The organism is Marinicrinis lubricantis, assembly GCF_042658665.1.
GTDB lineage: Bacteria > Bacillota > Bacilli > Paenibacillales > KCTC-33676 > Marinicrinis > Marinicrinis lubricantis.
Window position 1 is genome coordinate 43,458 of record NZ_JBHSQV010000025.1, and the last position, 16,382, is coordinate 59,839.

At 46.6% G+C, this 16,382-nt stretch carries 17 protein-coding genes; 6 read left to right on the forward strand and 11 right to left on the reverse strand.

Going from position 1 to position 16,382, the window contains the following annotated elements; genetic code table 11:
* Positions 1 to 42 precede the first annotated feature (42 nt).
* The gene (gene hisC, locus ACFPXP_RS03090) at positions 43 to 1,110 is read right to left on the reverse strand and encodes a histidinol-phosphate transaminase (protein WP_379892247.1); all 1,068 of its coding nucleotides are present in this window, start codon (positions 1,108 to 1,110) and stop codon (positions 43 to 45) included.
* Between the two features lie 158 nt (positions 1,111 to 1,268).
* On the opposite strand from hisC, the gene pdxR reads away from it, so the two are divergent.
* The gene (pdxR, locus tag ACFPXP_RS03095) at positions 1,269 to 2,699 is read left to right on the forward strand and encodes a MocR-like pyridoxine biosynthesis transcription factor PdxR (RefSeq protein WP_379892249.1); all 1,431 of its coding nucleotides are present in this window, start codon (positions 1,269 to 1,271) and stop codon (positions 2,697 to 2,699) included.
* Positions 2,700 to 2,775: 76 nt separating this feature from the next.
* Here pdxR and ACFPXP_RS03100 read toward each other — a convergent pair whose 3' ends face one another.
* Genes ACFPXP_RS03100 through ACFPXP_RS03115 form a run of 4 tightly spaced genes read right to left on the reverse strand, consistent with a single transcriptional unit; the run spans position 2,776 to position 4,322 of the window.
* Entirely contained in the window at positions 2,776 to 2,943 is a 168-nt protein-coding gene (locus ACFPXP_RS03100) for a hypothetical protein (protein WP_379892251.1), read from the reverse strand.
* Entirely contained in the window at positions 2,931 to 3,227 is a 297-nt protein-coding gene (locus tag ACFPXP_RS03105) for an NUDIX hydrolase (RefSeq protein WP_379892252.1), read from the reverse strand. Before ACFPXP_RS03105 ends, ACFPXP_RS03100 begins: the two co-directional genes overlap by 13 nt.
* Before the next feature lie 13 nt (positions 3,228 to 3,240).
* Positions 3,241 to 3,567: an AzlD domain-containing protein gene (locus ACFPXP_RS03110; RefSeq protein WP_379892254.1), complete on the reverse strand. Its 327-nt coding sequence runs from the start codon at positions 3,565 to 3,567 to the stop codon at positions 3,241 to 3,243.
* Positions 3,564 to 4,322 (reverse strand): AzlC family ABC transporter permease, encoded by a 759-nt coding sequence (locus tag ACFPXP_RS03115; protein WP_379892256.1) that lies wholly within the window; start codon positions 4,320 to 4,322, stop codon positions 3,564 to 3,566. Before ACFPXP_RS03115 ends, ACFPXP_RS03110 begins: the two co-directional genes overlap by 4 nt.
* A gap of 292 nt (positions 4,323 to 4,614) precedes the next feature.
* Between ACFPXP_RS03115 and ACFPXP_RS03120 the strand changes: the two genes are divergently transcribed.
* Positions 4,615 to 5,484: a manganese catalase family protein gene (locus ACFPXP_RS03120; RefSeq protein ID WP_379892258.1), complete on the forward strand. Its 870-nt coding sequence runs from the start codon at positions 4,615 to 4,617 to the stop codon at positions 5,482 to 5,484.
* Positions 5,485 to 5,611: 127 nt separating this feature from the next.
* Complete coding sequence (xerS, locus tag ACFPXP_RS03125; RefSeq protein ID WP_379892260.1) at positions 5,612 to 6,697, forward strand: tyrosine recombinase XerS; 1,086 nt, start codon at positions 5,612 to 5,614, stop codon at positions 6,695 to 6,697.
* 149 nt (positions 6,698 to 6,846) lie between these two features.
* On the opposite strand, the gene ACFPXP_RS03130 is transcribed toward xerS, so the two are convergent.
* The 4 genes from ACFPXP_RS03130 to ACFPXP_RS03145 all read right to left on the reverse strand — a co-directional run bounded on the left by ACFPXP_RS03130 (position 6,847) and on the right by ACFPXP_RS03145 (position 10,836).
* Positions 6,847 to 8,013 (reverse strand): N-acetylglucosamine-6-phosphate deacetylase, encoded by a 1,167-nt coding sequence (locus ACFPXP_RS03130; RefSeq protein WP_379892262.1) that lies wholly within the window; start codon positions 8,011 to 8,013, stop codon positions 6,847 to 6,849.
* A gap of 2 nt (positions 8,014 to 8,015) precedes the next feature.
* Entirely contained in the window at positions 8,016 to 8,783 is a 768-nt protein-coding gene (locus ACFPXP_RS03135; protein WP_379892264.1) for a glucosamine-6-phosphate deaminase, read from the reverse strand.
* Positions 8,784 to 8,827: 44 nt separating this feature from the next.
* Complete coding sequence (locus ACFPXP_RS03140; protein ID WP_379892266.1) at positions 8,828 to 9,694, reverse strand: sugar phosphate isomerase/epimerase family protein; 867 nt, start codon at positions 9,692 to 9,694, stop codon at positions 8,828 to 8,830.
* A 74-nt stretch (positions 9,695 to 9,768) separates the two neighbouring features.
* The gene (locus ACFPXP_RS03145) at positions 9,769 to 10,836 is read right to left on the reverse strand and encodes a Gfo/Idh/MocA family protein (protein WP_379892268.1); all 1,068 of its coding nucleotides are present in this window, start codon (positions 10,834 to 10,836) and stop codon (positions 9,769 to 9,771) included.
* A gap of 242 nt (positions 10,837 to 11,078) precedes the next feature.
* Here ACFPXP_RS03145 and ACFPXP_RS03150 point away from each other — a divergent pair, with 242 nt between their 5' ends.
* A complete protein-coding gene (locus ACFPXP_RS03150; protein WP_379892271.1) occupies positions 11,079 to 11,933 on the forward strand; it encodes a helix-turn-helix transcriptional regulator in 855 nt (284 codons plus the stop codon).
* Between the two features lie 134 nt (positions 11,934 to 12,067).
* On the opposite strand, the gene ACFPXP_RS03155 is transcribed toward ACFPXP_RS03150, so the two are convergent.
* The gene (locus ACFPXP_RS03155; RefSeq protein WP_379892273.1) at positions 12,068 to 13,033 is read right to left on the reverse strand and encodes a helix-turn-helix transcriptional regulator; all 966 of its coding nucleotides are present in this window, start codon (positions 13,031 to 13,033) and stop codon (positions 12,068 to 12,070) included.
* Between the two features lie 102 nt (positions 13,034 to 13,135).
* On the opposite strand from ACFPXP_RS03155, the gene ACFPXP_RS03160 reads away from it, so the two are divergent.
* Together ACFPXP_RS03160 and ACFPXP_RS03165 are read left to right on the forward strand one after the other, a co-directional pair.
* Complete coding sequence (locus ACFPXP_RS03160; protein WP_379892275.1) at positions 13,136 to 14,047, forward strand: SDR family oxidoreductase; 912 nt, start codon at positions 13,136 to 13,138, stop codon at positions 14,045 to 14,047.
* A 246-nt stretch (positions 14,048 to 14,293) separates the two neighbouring features.
* Positions 14,294 to 15,859, forward strand: a complete 1,566-nt coding sequence (locus ACFPXP_RS03165; RefSeq protein ID WP_379892277.1) for an ATP-binding protein — start codon at positions 14,294 to 14,296, stop codon at positions 15,857 to 15,859.
* Positions 15,860 to 15,992: 133 nt separating this feature from the next.
* On the opposite strand, the gene ACFPXP_RS03170 is transcribed toward ACFPXP_RS03165, so the two are convergent.
* Positions 15,993 to 16,253, reverse strand: a complete 261-nt coding sequence (locus tag ACFPXP_RS03170) for an STM3941 family protein (protein WP_379892281.1) — start codon at positions 16,251 to 16,253, stop codon at positions 15,993 to 15,995.
* Positions 16,254 to 16,382 lie beyond the last annotated feature (129 nt).

Below are 16,382 nucleotides of genomic sequence, written 5' to 3' on the forward strand. Positions count from 1 at the left end.
CCGCAGCTCTTTCAGGGGAGTATCTTCTTCATTTTTTGCAGATTATTCGCCAAATAGATCTTGAATCACATCCATGGTGCATTTCATCTGCTCATCCGTACCGATCGAAATGCGCACATATCCGCGAAGACGAGGTTCCTCGAAGTAACGAACGAAGAGATTTCGATCCATCAGCTTCTGATACAGCGCTCTGGCATCATAAGGACCTTCGGGAGGCGGCGAGCAAAGAATAAAGTTCGCTTGAGAGGGAACCACATGGAAATCTAACTGCCGAAGCTGACTGCTGAGCCATTCCCGATTCCGCCGTATAAGGGCTGCACGCCACTTCATATACTCTTGGTCTGACAGAGCCGCGAGAGCCAACCTCTGACTCAACACATTAATATTGTATAGATGTTTCGCTTTTTCCAGAGCCGCTATCAACGTTTCATTAGCAAATGCATAGCCTACCCGTGCCCCGCTTAAAGCGTATGATTTAGAGAATGTTCTTAAGACGATGACATGTTCGTATTGATCAATGAGAGGAATCGCCGACGATCCCGATTCCGCGAAATCGATATAAGCTTCATCCACAACGACCAGACCTTTAACATGCTTTACAAGACGCTCTACCTCAGCTAATGGGAGCTGTACTCCCGTGGGATTGTTAGGGTTCACAAGCATGACTGCGTGCGCACCGCATTCCAGCAGACCATCGACATCCACCGAGAAATCATCGCGAGTCGGGATTTTTACACATTCCGCTTGATGTACAGCAGCCACGCTGGCATAAAGAGAAAAAGACGGATCCGGAATGGCAATTCGGCGCTCATGTCCAACGCATACGGTAAATAGAAGCGATATAATTTCACTCGAACCGCTGCCGCAGAAGATTCGCTCCTTCCTTACTCGGTATACCTCAGCCAAACCCTCGCGCAGCTCCTCCATCTGAGGATCAGGATAACATCTTAGTTCTTGCCAGTTCGCTTTCGACAGCACTCCCCTAACTTGCGGCGAGGGCGGATAAGGATTCTCATTCTGATTCAGTTTGATTACTTCCCTTACGTTCTGAGGCCTGATTCCGGCTTCGTATGAACCCAGCTTCAGCATATGCGGCAAGATTGTATGCATTCTATAACCTCCAAAACTCGTTTTTATGCTCATCGCTTGCGATCCACAAGCAGGATGATATGATGAGCATATCGGTATTTTGTCATTTCAAAAATATACAGTTTTTAAATTTTGTCAATGACAGATACCTAGGGATGACCAAGGAGGACGAACTTCAAATGAATGAACTGATACCGGTGCTTGATCCTGCTTCAGACGAAGCTTTATATATGCAATTGTACCGTTACGTTCGGGATGAAATCACAGCAGGACGAATCCATCCTTATCAGAAATTGCCCTCTATTCGAAATTGGGCAGCTTATTTGCGGATCAGCCGGACCCCTGTCGCACTGGCCTATGAACAGCTTTTGGCTGAAGGGTATATTCAAAGCAGGGCGCGTAGCGGATTTTTCGTCTCTCCGCTCGAGAACATACCCATTCATTCAACACACGAGAAGAGAACCGATACGCCCTCCCCTTCCACTGCAGTTCACCGAATGTATCATGCCTCATACGACGAACTCGTCCTTTATGATTTTGGGTATGGGAGCATTGATATTTCCAGCTTTCCGCTCACCAATTGGCGTAGGCTGATGAACGAATGCCTGCGTCCGGAGAACAGCCGCTTCTTAATGTATGGGGATTTGCAAGGTGAATACGAATTACGCGAGGAAATTGCAGCTTATTTGCATCAAAACCGCGGTGTACGATGTTCACCGGAGCAAATCGTCATCGGAGCGGGAACGTACCATTCACTTGATCTATTGTTCCAGCTGCTCCAAGACCAATTGACACGGATCGCTGCGGAAGGCTCTGTCAATGACGGGGTAAAGGCGCTGTTAACACAATCACGTCTCCAACTTCTCCCCATCGCATTGGAACAGGACGGCATTCGGACCGAAGACTTACATGCGAGCGGTGTGCAGGCTGTCTATGTGACACCCTCCCATCAGTTTCCTTTCGGGATGACGATGTCGATCAGCAAAAGACAAAAGCTACTCCAATGGGCAAAGGAACATCACGCGTATATCATTGAAAATGATTACGACGGCGAGTTTCGATACAGCGGCAGACCGATACCGTCGCTTCAGAGCTTAGACGAAGATGAGCGTGTCGTTTACGTCGGCACCTTCTCCAAAGCACTGACGCCCTCGTTTCGGATTAGCTATCTCGTGCTTCCCCCTGCTCTGCTTCATCTGTTTCAAAGCAAAAATCACAGCTATGATCAATTCGCGTCGCCTCTATTTCAAAAGGCGCTGCATCTGTTTATGGCGTCAGGTGATTTTGACCGCCACATGCGAAAAATGCGAAGGCTGTATGCCAAAAAACACGATGTTCTTCTCAAGGCCGTTCGAGACGCCTTTGGGGAAAAGGCGGAAGTCATTGGCTCCGGTTCCGGGCTGCATATTTTGTTAAAAATACTTAACGGGATGAGTGAAACGGAGCTTATTCATGCAGCGCTTCAAAAAGGCGTAAAAGTTTATGCGACTTCTGTATACGCACTAGCTCCTGCCATGCAAATGCAATCCACCGTGCTGCTTGGCTTCGGCGGATTGTCTGAAGAACATATTACCGCAGGAGTCTATTTATTAAAACAAGCGTGGAGTTGAGAAAACATGCCGCCTCACACTTCAGTGCGAAAAAAAGCCGCAGCATGTCATCAAGACAAGCCCTGCGGCGTTTGCACTATTGTCCCGTTCCCCGTTCCGACAGAACATATTCTCTGAAAAATTGTGCGGATTCAGGTGCAAGCAGCGATGGAACTTCCGACATCGGCACCATTTTAATTTCAGCAATTTCATCATCCTCGGGCTTCAGATCCGCACTGTCACCGTAATACTCTACGAGGTACATCTTCGTCTCTTGGCCTGTACAGCCCAATTTTTCGTTGTTCTTTGATCAAAATCAAAATAGATAGACTCATCATATCTTTTCACGATCCGATATTGAGTCGAACCCGTTTCTTCTCGCAGTTCCCTGAACAGAGCCTGATCGATGCTTGTATCGTGCGGCTCCAAACCTCCTTTGGGCAAATCCCACATGCCTTGGATGCTTCCCTGTGCCCCTTTGACTTTATAGACAAGGATCACATTTCCTTTATATAAAGCAACGGCCCCAACTGCTTGACGAATCACCATACATCCTCTCCCTTCATATGATAAACGCCCTTGTCAGCGCCATCAGAAGAACTCCAACGACTACGGTCACCGATAAGCTTTTCGTCCATACTGCAGCAAGCGCCGTCGGTACGATAACCATCAAAACCGGCCAATCGATTGAGATGGACGTTCCTTCCTTTATGATCACACTTTGAATCACAAGTGCGGACAAAATACATATCGGAATAAATGATAGCCATTTCAGGACCGGCTGTGGGAGTCTGATGTTTCGGACGAGCAAAAACGGCAGAACTCTGGGAATCAACGTGACAATCGCTCCGCCGAGAATGATAAGTAATACGTCCATATCCACCTTCATCGATCCGTCACCACCCCAATCGTCGCCACGATCACGGTGGACAAGATGACCGCCAGATGTGTCGGCACGAGATACGAAAGGATGGACATCACAAGGATCATATACACGATAAGCGACAATGCGTGCTTCAGCTTGGACGAATTCATCGTTTGCAACTGCAGTACCAAGAGCGCTAAGAACATCGCGGTTAAGGCAAAATCAAAACCAAGCATGTCTGGATTCTCAATCCATTTCCCGAAGACAGCGCCCCATACACTGGATAAAATCCACATGAGATAGGCCGTTACATTCAATCCATTCATCCACCGGTCGGTTAGACGTTTCTCTTGACTTATCCGATGGACTGCGACGCCGAACGTTTCATCGGTAAGCAGCGCGCCGATCCCTATGTTTTTGAGTACGGAATATTTCGTAAAATGAGGCGCAAGCGTTAAACTCATCAAAAAATGCCGCAAATTGACGATAAACGTCGTAAATATAATGGCCGTGATCGGACTGCTGGCCGCAATCAATGCGAATGCGATGAACTGTGCCGCTCCAGCATATATGAGGGCGGAAAACATGGCGATCTCCATGATGCTCAGCTGTGTGGACACTCCCACAATCCCTGCTGCAAAACCGATGCTTAAATATCCGAGCAGTGTAGGAATACAGTCTCTAATTCCCTGCAAAAAGCTATCATCCGTAGAATAGATGTTCGTTGTTTTCGTTTGTGTGTGCTCCAGTTTCACCCGTATCCCCTTCTGTTTCCACATGATGATTTCAAAATTTCCCGAAAAATACATACAAATCGCTATTCCAACTATATAACTGGACGAAATCGATGTCAATCATGCTTACAAGATGCCTTCTTATCAATGTTGGTGTAAGAATCATCTCTGTGATCATCATGAAGATTCGAATGTGGATGGCAAAATGCGCATGTTTCGATATCTTTTGGCAAACGATAATTCCAACGGAAACGGAAGGGAGTATGCAAGCAAATTCGAAAAAATGCAGTTAGCAGTCTGAGACACCAACATTTATAAGGAAAGGATGAGATAAATCATGTTTTTTCATATCAAAGAACTCCAGTACAATGCGAAGCCCGATCGTCCTGATCCCGTTTACGCCAAAAAACTGCAGGAGGTATTAGGCGGCCAATTTGGCGAAATCTCGGTGATGATGCAGTATTTGTTCCAAGGCTGGAACTGCCGGGGCGAACAGAAATATCGGGATATGCTGCTGGATATCGGCACGGAGGAAATGGCACACGTAGAAATGCTGGCGACGATGATCGCACAGCTGCTTGACGGTGCACCAGCTAATGTACAAGAGGAAGCGGCCAAGGATCCAGTCATTCACTCCGTCTTGGGAGGCATGAATCCACAGCATGTCATCGTATCCGGCTTAGGCGTAACTCCAACAGACAGCGTGGGATATCCGTGGAACTCCCGCTATATCATTGCCAGCGGCAATATGCTTGCAGATTTCAGAGCCAACCTAAATGCCGAGTCGCAGGGCAGACTTCAGGTGGTCCGTTTGTATGAATCGACGACAGACAAAGGCGTACGGGATATGCTGTCATTCCTCATCGCTCGCGATACAATGCATCAGAACCAATGGATGGCCGCGATCGAGGAATTGGAGGCAAGCCAAAAGCCGATTGTACCAAGCACTTTTCCACAAGATTTGGAGAAGCAGGAAGTATCGTATTCCTTCATGAACTTCTCCCAAGGGGAAGAAAGCCGCAACGGCAGATGGGCAAGCGGTCCGAGCATGGACGGACAAGCACAGTTCGAATATATTCATGAACCGAAAGCGATGGGACAAATCCCTGTGCTGGGACAGGCTCCAGCATATATTCACAATTCACCGATCCCCGGCGTTCCTGCACCAGCAGCGAACCAGCCAGAAAGCCACTTCGTCCATTCGTAATCTTCACTCCCCTGATCTTTTCAGGGGAGTTTGCTGTTCTGCACCCCGGACCTGTTTACACACCAGTCTTTCACCCCTATAATTATTTATGTCATTAATTATTAATCATATGAATTGGGGTGAATCGATGAATTTGATCAAGCAGCATGATCAGAAGCTGTTGGAAAACAAAACGGCCCATCTTCCGTGGTTTGTGGTGCAGTTTATCGAGCATAAACTGCCGGAACGCTCCCCTTCTTCCCTGCTCGAGTATGCGAGAGACTTCGAGTTGTTTTTCCGTTGGCTAATCGGGGAAGGCTTGAGCCATGCGTCGAAGGTCCGTGATATTACATTGATGGAGCTTGAAGCTTTAACGATAGAGCAAATCGATTCCTATAAACTGTTTCTGCAAATCAAACGGCAGAACGGTCTTTCGTCCCGTGAACGCAAAATTGCCTCACTGAAATCACTGTTTCATTATTTGAGTCAGATCGCTGAGGACGAGCAGCACTATCCTTTGTTGAAGCGAAACGTCATGGCCAAGCTATCCAGCCATCGTCTGCTGCACCCCGATCTAATCGCTACCCGCTTAAAAGGAAAAATACTCGAGGATGATGAGGAAATCGGCGCTTTCATCGAATATATCATGCATGGTTATCTGCGAGATATTCAGGACAACAAGCAAGCACTCCATTATTACCAAATGAATCGTATACGAGATCTGGCGATGATTCAGCTGATCCTTTCCTCAGGCTTGAGGGTATCTGAAATATACAATCTGAATATTGAAGATATCGATATGAATAAAAAATTGGCCCATGTGTATCGCAAAGGTGTTCATGATCAAACGCTGAAGCAGGGCGTATTCTTTGCGGAAGCCGGAAAAAATAGTCTACATCAATACTTGACGATACGTCAGCAAATATATCAGCCCATTAGGGGTGAAAAGGCATTGTTTTTAGCCATCCCCCGTGGTCAAAAACAAGGCAAGCGCATGTCCAAAAGAGCGATTCAACAAATGGTCACTAAGTACGCCAAAGCATTCGGTAAGCCTTACTTGTCCGTACATAAGCTGCGGCACTCGTTCGCAACGAGTTATTACGCGAAAAATGACATCTATAAAACGCAAAAGCAGCTCGGTCACTCCAGTACGGAAACGACGCAAATCTATGCTCAGCTCACGGATAAGACGATGGCGCATGCCATAGAAAAATATAAATATAATGAACAGTGATCAGATGATAGACGAATCGGATGAAAAACAGCCTTTACGAAAAACGGAAATGAACGGTTCTTCCGGACAGTTCATCTCCCGTCGTCTAAAGGCTGTTCTTCATGCAGGAAACCCCATGGTACATTGTAAAAGCTTCTTCGCTCGGTCTGTTACTTCACGCGTCTCCCTCGCTTGTATACGTGTTGGAACAGTACCTTCCCTTCTTTCCATTCCAATGTAACCAAATCGGCAGGTGCACCGGGAGCCAGTGCATGCTGTACCGGCAAATCCATTAATCGGGCTGGACGAACGGATGCCATTTCCCAAGCGGTAACCCAATGGCTTAAACCGCTGCGTACCACGTGTTCAATGCCATCCTTAAGCATTTTCACGGAGCCTGCCAGCAGCTTGGGATTTCCTTCAAGGTGCAGCTTGCCTTCTGGAGTAAGAACGACGCTTCCTCCGATATGAGTTTCATATGTCCCCGGAGACAAGCCGCTTAAATAGACGGCGTCACTGACAAGGATGAATTGTTCCTCTTTTACCTTCATGAATACCTTTAATAACGATGTCGGCAAATGAAATCCATCTGCAATCGCACATGTCCATAAGGAATCATGGGCGAGCTGTTCCCATATGTAGTTCGGATGTCTCGGCAGCATCACATGAGCCCCGTTCCCAAGATGCGTGCTCAGCTTTGCGCCTGCTTGAACGGCTTGTTCAATCTGTTCCGGCGAAGCGGCGGTATGGCCGATCGACACAGCCACACCGTTTTGCACACAACGTGATATAAATTCCGGAGCTGTATCCCATTCCGGCGAAAGGGTCACCAGCCGAATCAACCCTCGTGCGGCTTGCTGCCACTGCTCAAACTTCTTCCAATTCGGCGGCTGTACGAATCGCTTGTCATGCGCACCTCTCGCGCCATCCTCCGGCGATATAAAAGGTCCTTCCAAGTGAATGCCGGTGATGCTGGCGGCCACTAAAGGATCCGATGCGCATGCTTGCGCGATAACCTGCACCGCCGCTTCGATCGAACGATCATCATTGGTAATCATCGTCGGATAATAAGTCGTCACACCCTCCTCCCATAGTCGGCGTGTCAGATTCTGTACATCTTGTATCGTCAGCGGCAGGGTATTCAAATCGATACCTTCGTATCCATTCAACTGCAAATCGACAAGTCCCGGTGCGATCCAGCCCCAATGCTGATGTTCTTCTTGTTCCGTTAACCATTGGACATGGTCGATTTGGCCTGATTCAGAGATCCATACCTGGATCGGTTTTCCTGACTGCCAATCTCGGCCCTTTACCAATGCGAATCTGTTTTCATGCACGATCATTCACACCCTTCATACGCATCCTTGTCAAGATACAGCGTACAGCTTGGATGAGTACGCAATATGGATGCAGGACATTGCTCCGTAATCGGACCCAGCAAAGTATGCTTCACAGCTTCGCGCTTCGTCTTGCCTGGAACGATGCAGAACAAACGTGAGCCTGCAAGAAGTGCAGGAATCGTGAGGGTCAGTGCATGCGTCGGTACGTCCTCGAGCTGCATAAAGCATCCATCATGGACCTGCTGTCTGCGGCATACTTCTTCCAATTCGACGAGCTTAATGACTGCAAGATCACGGAAATCCGCTACCGGTGGATCATTGAATGCGATGTGGCCATTCTCGCCGATGCCCATACAGACGATATCGATCTCACGTTCCTGAAGAAGAGCGGCATAACGACGGCATTCTTCATCCGTGCCTGCATTGCCGTCTATGTAGTGCACTTGACCGGGCTTCACCTTATCGAACAACCTTTTCTTCAGAAAATTCCCAAAACGCTGCGGAGCATCTTCCGGCAGACCAACATACTCATCCATATGGAAAGCCGTAATTCTTTCCCAATCGATCCCCTCCGCATGAGCAAGCGTCTCAAGAAATTCATTCTGTGACGGAGCCGCTGCAAAAATGATCCGGATTTGTTCCTTCTCGTGAAGCAATTCCCTAATCACCGTTGCAGCCTCCTCTCCTGCAGCACGTCCCATCGATTCGCGGCTGTCAAATACGCCTACCTTCAATTGATCGATGATCCTTGTTTGGATAAGCGTCATCGTACCAGCTCCTTCTTAAGCTTGTATTTAACCTTCATTCCTTTTCACAAATCTACCGCGATTCGTTTCAGCAATCCCTTCAGGCCTTGAAGTGTCAGCTCCGAACCTTCCATCGCGGTGCGACCTTCCGGGATGAAGTGGGTCTCGATCGTATACAAGCCGGAATAACCATCCTCCTGCAATGCATTCAGCATCGCGGCGAAGGGGACTTTGCCTGTACCAATCGGCACGCAGCTTGGCTCGCCATCTTCGAGGAACAACGCATCCTTCAAATGTACGTGTCCTGTCAGCTTGCGAACGTGCGCGTACCCTTCCGGATACGACGAACGGCCCCCGTATTGCTCGTTGCCTGGATCCCACAATGCTCTTAAGGCATCCGATTGTACCTTCATTACGATCCGAGCGACCTCCTCTGCAAATCCGCCATTGCAGGACGGCTCATTTTCCAGCAGCAGCAGCTTTCCGTGCTGTTCCGCAATATCTGCGGCTTTACGCAAATTGGCAGTAATTTCTTCCTCATAATCACGAGGATTCTGTTCACGCCAAAAGGAGAAAACTCGGATTCGGTTCGTTTTTAACTGATCCGCAATATCAATGAACCGATGCAGTTTGGCGAAATGTGCCGCGATATCCTCTTCTTCCTGACCGAATGTATCTCCTTTCATGACGGGCCGCTGCGGGTCCAGCGCACATTTAAACAGAGGAGATGAAATCGCGGAGACAAATAAACCTCTTCCCTCTACTTCCTGTATGACTTCCGAAAGCTCTCCATCTGTAAAATCCACAATATTTCGGCCACCTATGGTACGAATTTCTACATGCTTCAGCTCTCGATCAGCAGCCCAATCAAGCGCCTCGGTCAAGTCTCCGGATACTTCATCTGTAATAATCCCTAATCGATCCCAGATCATATCTCCATCCCCTTCATATGTTTTAACGGATCGTCACAGTATCGCTGGTCTCTTCTTTCGCGAGTGGTAACAGCCTATTGAAATTTTGGATTTTGTGCAAAGCACTGCTCCATCACGGCAACCTGTGTGCGAATCTCGTCCATGGTTACTTCCAGTGGCTGCCCTTCCGAAATCGTCCTGTACAGCATCTCATAGTAGGTGCGAGTCATTTCAAAAAACAGATTGTCCTTAACATTCTCCGGAATATCCCAGCTTTCCTTGTACCATGTCAATTCCTCGGAGCAGTACGCGGGATTGCCTTCTTTCGTGCTGAGCGGTTGTTCCTCCAGCTGCTGCTGAGGCGATTCTTCCGGCCTAAAATAAGTCCACTCCAAATGATGAAAATCTCCTCTCAGTCCACCGTGCGTCCCTTGGATCACATAATGATCCTTCGCATAGGCGTCACACGACGATATTTCCACATCAACCAGCGGCTTACCTGGTCCATGCAGAATCAGCTTTACGTAATCCTCGGCATCCCCGAAGCTGTTCGCTTGATCCATTCGGCACCACACCTCAGGTGTGACATCTGTACCGAATAATTGGAGCGCTTGATCGACCGGATGCGGACCCGTGTTGAGCAAATTTCCGCCATTCATCGACTTGAGCGTCTGCCAATCCCATCTTCTAGCGAAGCCATTGTAAGCAACTCGAGCTTGAACAATTCTCCCTAATACACCGGAGGCGATCACGTTTCTCACCTGAACAAATGCTGGATTGAATCTAGACTGCTGAAACACCGCCAACGTTTTGCCAGACGCTTTTGCTGCAGCCATCAGACGGTCTACATCTTCAACCTTTCTGGCAAGCGGCTTCTCGCACAGCACATGAAATCCCTGCTCTAAAAATTCAAGCGAAATCGGAACATGCTGATGACTCGGAGAAGCATTGACGATGAGATCCAAATCCTTTCTGCCGAACAGTTCCCGGTAATCTGCAACGGTCTCACATCCAAAATCCCGCTCCGCCATCAACCTCCGTTCCTCGCTCTGATCTGCTACAGCAGCAATATAAAAATACTCCTTCATTTTCTCTAGAGATTGGGCATGAATATTACGTCCGCTTCGTCCATGCCCAATAATCGCCACTTTCAATGGGTTCATCTCACATCACACCTCTTCTGTTCTATGGGTTAGATCCTACTAAGATGGATCCTCATCTTCACAATGTAAATCTAACATAGAAGGTGTGCTCCCTCCTTGAACCGACGTTGCCAATTTGAGCGACGATTTAACTCTCATTCGTCTCTATCCGAACACTATAGATTTTGATTTTTCTACTTGAATGAAGGCCATATGGTATAATAAGGAATACAGGCTCATCATCGCACCTGAGGAGGATGTAGGTGAAAACGAACCCTTATCGTATATTTACGGAGTTCTATTATCAAAAGACCGGGATGAATCCGGAGATCCATTTCCATTCCCATCCGCAGTACGAAATCTATTATTTTCACAGCGGTTCATGCGACTACATTATCGGTGATCAAATCATACCGCTGCAGCCAGGAGATTTAATCATTATGAACGGGATGACAGAGCACTGCCCTCGGGTAAAAGGCAGCGCACCTTATGTTCGTACAGTGTTCTCCTTCGATCCCTATTTGCTGCAAATCTTTGATCCCAGCATGAAATCCTGCAATCCTTTTTTACCCTTTGAAATTTTGAGGAATGATCATTTTCGGCTGAATCCCGATTCCAGAAAAGAGTGCGAAGCGATTTTAGAGCGTATTCATCGTTTTTACCATCAGAGAAATATCGTTTCCTATGAACGCTGTTTACTGGCCTTTTACGATTTGCTGATGTTCATCTATGGCCTGTGCCAGGAGAAAATGACCTACAAGCAGAAGCACACCAACGACCGGGAGCGTTACGTACAGCAGATGATGGAGTTCATCGAAGCCAGGTATACAGGGGACATCCATTTGGATGCCATTGCAGCCGAGCTCCATATGAACAAATCCCATGCCGTAAAAATATTTCGCAAAGTCACCGGCATGACGGTGTTCGACTATATTTACCGCCGAAGAATCAATCAAGCAAAAATTTTATTTTTACATAAAAGAGATTATACTGTTACAGAGGTTTGCTTCGAGGTCGGCTTCAAGCATTTGGCTCACTTCAGCAGACAGTTTAAAAAGCTGGTCGGTGTAACGCCGCACGATTTTCGCAAATCGATCCACGATACTTCTTCGGTCTAATCAAAAAGCCAGCCGGAACCATCTCCCTAATGGGGAGATGGTTTCCGGTTTTTTGTATTCATTTCGTGATCTTCTTGTTCATTTATATTGATTGACTGATTTTCAGTTAACCATAATTTAATTATGTATACAATCTAATCTATACTATACAGCTTCACTACCGCGGCAGCTTGCTCCACTATTCGCTCGATTAGATGCTCCGGCTCCAGCAGCCTTATTTGAGGGCCAAAACCGAGCACAAATTCACAAGCTTCCTGTTCGTCGTTAAATCGCAAGGTGACCGGTAACCAATGGTGATCTTCCCTCTCATCTTCCCAAACCTTATGAACAAATTTGCCGGTAAACGTTAACCGCCGCACAATGGAATGGTGAGCCAAAACCTGCACTTCGTACCGGGGTAATTGTTCCACAAACTGCTTTTTACTTTCATTCCAATACGCGGAAAGAGAAAAATCGGACGGTCTGGTGAAGTTTTCTAGCTCCATCCGAGCATCATGGACTCTGGTCACGCGAAAGCTGCGATAATCCCCACCCTCCGTTAGAGCGGCCAAATACCATACGCTTCCTTTTGCAATGATCCCCAAAGGGGAAATACACCTCTCTGTACATTCCCCGTTTGCCTTCACATATTGGATGGTCAGTTTTTTATCCTCCCATAAAGCCTGCATCATGATTTGAAAAATATCCTGTTTTTGAACGGACGGCTTCCATGTGCTCGAATCTACATACACTTTTTCCAAGTAATTTCTCGCTTCTGTTTTCGTGGAATCGGGCAAAGATGCCAGCAGCTTATCGCGGATATCCATTCCGTCCTTCACAATACCTAGCTGCTGCAGCATGTGCTCTGAAGGAAGAATAAATAGTGACTTCAAGTTTTCCAGCTTCATTCCGCTCAATTGACTGCGAAACTGATCCATCAATCTCCATCCCCCGGCTTTCCCCCGATCCGCAACGATCGGAATGCCGGATACGCTTAAGGCTTCCATATCCCGTAAAATCGTGCGCTTCGAAACCTCGAGCTCTTCCGCCAGCTGCTGGGTCGTCATTTTCCCCCGATTTTGCAGCAAAATCATCATTTGAACTAATCGATCTGCTCTCATCCGGTTTCACCTTTCCCTTGCATTTCATATATGACATAAGATGTCGTCATTATAGACTATAATAAGGGAGTAAACAACGAATCGAAAGGGGAATGACCAGAGATGAAATCTTTAGAAGGAAAAGTCGCACTTGTAGCAGGTGCAACGAGAGGTGCCGGACGCGGTATTGCCGTGGAGCTGGGGGCGGCAGGAGCAACCGTCTATGTGACTGGAAGGACGACGCGTTACAGCAGCTCCGAATACAACCGTCCGGAGACCATCGAGGAGACAGCTGAGCTTGTTAATGAAGCCGGCGGTCAAGGGATCGCTGTTCAAGTGGATCATTTGGAGCACGAACAAGTTCGTGCCCTATTACAGCACATTGAGCGGGATCAAGGCAGACTGGACGTGCTGGTCAATGACATTTGGGGTGCAGAGCATATGTTTGAATGGGACGTACCTGTCTGGAAGCATTCACTGGATAAAGGACTGCGCTTGCTGGAGCTGGCCGTCGATACACATCTGATTACCAGCCACTATGCTCTCCCCCTCTTGATTCGAAACAAGCACGGACTCGTCGTAGAAATGACGGATGGGACGGCAGCGTATAATCAGAGCCGATATCGCAACTCTATGTTTTATGATTTGGCCAAAAACACGGTCATTCGTATGGCTTGGGCGCTATCCCAAGAGTTACAGCCCTATTCGTGTACGGCCTTATCGCTCACGCCTGGTTGGATGCGCTCTGAAATCATGCTGGAGCATTTTAGTGTACGCGAGGAGAATTGGAGAGATGCTGCAATCAAAGAGCCCCATTTCATCATATCCGAGTCTCCACGATATGTTGGAAGAGCGGTTGCTGCACTTGCTGCGGATCCCCATGTCGCACGATGGAATGGGCAATCTCTCTCCAGTGGTCAGTTGGCCCAGGAATACGGCTTCCGCGACTTAGATGGATCTAGACCGGATTGTTTTCGTTATCTCACGGAAGTGATTGAAACCGGTAAACCTGCCCAAATTGAAGGATACAGATAATTTACGGTTTATGAATTATTGGCGGGAAGATGCATCTGTATCTTCCTTTTATGATCCATATTTCGAATTCTTCACAACGATCCACCTCCACTTTCCATCTTCCTGCCCACCACTCCTCCAAAATGAACGTGACATGCCCTGAAAATTAAAATAATTATGGATAAATAAAAGGATTATGTATGTAAAAATAGAATTAGGTGAAGGATTAATTTTCAATAGGTTGGTAAATTTTGGTGCCAGATGATCATGATGGAGTGTGAATGGAAAGTGACAGACGATAATCAAAAACAGAATGACTTTCATCTCGGTCAACTCGCATCTGTAGGTCAAATCGCTGCGGGGATCGCTCATGAGGTGAAAAATCCTCTAACCGCTGTAAAAGGATTTCTACAGCTGTTGGAAGAAAACTACGAAGACCGCTATTTGGAAATTGCGAAGAATGAACTGGACAATGCCTTGTCCACCCTGCAAAATTTATTGCAAGTCTCTAAGCCTGATCTAGAGGACGAGCCCTTTGAATCGATCGATCTTGCTGTTGAAATGAGCCAAATTATTCATTTATTCCAAGACCAAATATACAGGGTAACGGTCGACTTTCAAATATCCGATGAAAACGTACATATATACGGCAAGAAAAATCAGATCAAGAAGGCGCTTTTCAATTTGTTGAAAAACGCTTTTGAAGCCATTCCTGACAAAGGCACGATCGCGATTCGGCATTATGTCAAAGACGAAAAGGTATTTATGACCATCAAGGATTCAGGACAAGGCATTCCTCAAGAGAAACTAAATTTATTAGGCACGCCCTTCTTTTCTACGAAAGAAAACGGCACAGGCATGGGATTAACTCAAGTGTTTACAGTCATTTATCAGCATCAAGGAAAGATCGAAGTGAATAGCAAAGAAGGCCAAGGGACACAATTTACGATTTCATTTCCTAAAGCTATGAAATATGAACCTCGAGGAGTGATCAAATTGAATATGTTCATAGATAAAGGGTTTGATATCAAGCAATTTTTCACGAACAATCGAAAAGAATTCGAGGAACGATTACTTACGGAAGCCGTCAATGTTAAAGCCAATATTGAAGAGATTCGTAAGATCGGAAATATACATCTGTTAGACAATGCATATAGGCTCGTCCTGTATGTTGTCGAAGGCAAAGCGAATGATGTCATCGCTTTTGCGAAGGCGGAAGGAATCGCATGGGCCAAGCACTCGCTCACCCTCTCCTTTAAGCTAGAATGGATCCAGGCGATTCGAAGGGTGCTGTGGGACTTTTTATACAATTACGACTCTTTTATGGAAAAGACGAACAATAAAGATGACTTCCATACGCTTGAGAAAAATATCAATGAACTGGTAGACCAATTTTTAAATACGTTCTTTATTAGTTACTCGCAGTACAAAGATGAATTGTTGAAAAAACAAAGGGACATGGTCGAGGATTTATCGGTCCCCATTATTCCACTCACAGAGACCATGTTTATTTTGCCTTTAATCGATTCAATAGACACCGTGCGCGCTAAAACGATTCAAGAAAAAGTGTTGACGCAGATTGGAGAATCTCGAATCGAGACGCTCATCATCGATCTATCTGGAACGGTAGATATCGAATCCGATGTCCTGGTGCAAATGATCCGGATCATTGAAGGCGTAAAAATGATGGGCTGCTCAGCCGTCATCACGGGATTGAGACCTCAAGTGGTCAACCGAATGATAAATGAGGGCTTGGCATTCAATAATACGGCGATTACGAAAGGAACGCTGCAGCAGGCTCTGTCGGAATACTTGCTGACCCGAAAAGAATAATGCACCTCCCTTTCCTGCCTCTCCATGAAACAGACCATTACAATTACAGTTAACCGTAATTGCATTATGTAAACTATAATATCAAACATAGACCTCTGAAACATTTTTTCGTTTGCAGAGGTCTATTTTCGTATCAATCCTCTTCCGGCGGATGATTCTGAGAGGCTCTCCATCGGTAGCGTATCACGCTGTATAAATCGTCCAGCTTGACCGGTAATCCGGATTGAGCAATATTGATCGGCGTGTTCATCATTTTCACATTGATTTGAATCAGCTTTCTTTTCAACCAGCTTTGCCGTGTTAAAAATGGTTCCGGATCACGAAGCACGAGACCGATGAACTTCTGATTCCCATAGGTATACAGCACCACATCGAGAATCTCTTCCCATAAGATCTCTCCTCCTACTAAAAAGTATTTTTTTCTCCTGTTTCCGCACTCATTCTCATTATTTCAACTTTGACAGCTTAAGAGATAGTAGTGGAGAATGTTCTCTGAACCTCGATTTTCTGTAAGAGCGTAGGC